This is a genomic window from Candidatus Symbiothrix dinenymphae, assembly GCF_001431085.1.
This window is the reverse complement of the sequence record NZ_BBRU01000106.1, coordinates 1-896: the sequence shown is the minus strand read 5'-3', so window position 1 is coordinate 896 and position 896 is coordinate 1. Positions and strand designations below refer to the sequence as shown.

Here is an 896-nt window from a genome sequence, read left to right as displayed (position 1 = left end):
AACATGATGCGCCAGGCAGTGCCCTTGTTGCGCTCCGAAGCGCCGATTGTGGGGACGGGCATTGAAGCCAATTTGATACAGGATTCGCGTACACAAATCACCGCCGAAGGGTCGGGAGAAGTGGTTTATGTGGATGCTACTCGCATTGATATTAAGTATGACCGCACTGAGGATGAGGACTTTGTGAGTTTTGATACGGCTGTTAAGTCGTACCTTGTGCCGAAGTTCCGCAAAACGAACCAGAGCACTACGCTTGATTTGCGTCCGATTTGCAAAGTGGGTCAGCGTGTCGTGAAAGACCAGATGTTGACAGAGGGCTATTCCACCGAAAACGGCGAATTGGCTATCGGTCGCAACCTGAAAGTGGCGTTCATGCCTTGGAAGGGTTACAATTTTGAGGATGCTATTGTGATTAGCGAGCGTGTGGTGCGTGAAGACATCTTCACCTCCGTGCACGTGGACGAATATATTTTGGAAGTTCGCGAAACAAAACGCGGGATGGAAGAACTCACCAACGACATTCCAAATGTTAGCGAAGACATCACCAAAGATTTGGACGACACCGGTATGATTCGCATCGGTGCGCATGTGGAGCCGGGTGATATTTTGATTGGTAAGATTACGCCGAAAGGCGAAACCGACCCGTCGCCCGAAGAAAAACTGCTGCGTGCCATCTTTGGCGACAAGGCGGGCGATGTGAAAGATGCTTCGTTGAGGGCTACTCCATCGTTGCGAGGCGTGGTGATTGGTCGCAATTTGTTTTCCAAAGCGGCGGCGAAAAAGACCGCTACCGGCAAAAGCAAATTGGGTCACAAAGTACTGCTTCCGCAGATTGACGAAGAATATGAAGTCAAACAAGCGGCACTTAAAACCGAGTTAGTCAGGAAGTTACACTC

Annotated in this window: 1 pseudogene; it reads left to right on the top strand. The window is 50.1% G+C overall.

Annotation, left to right across the window (positions count from 1 at the left end):
• A pseudogene (rpoB, locus tag ASC50_RS01665) lies at positions 1 to 896 on the top strand (DNA-directed RNA polymerase subunit beta); the annotation flags it as partial.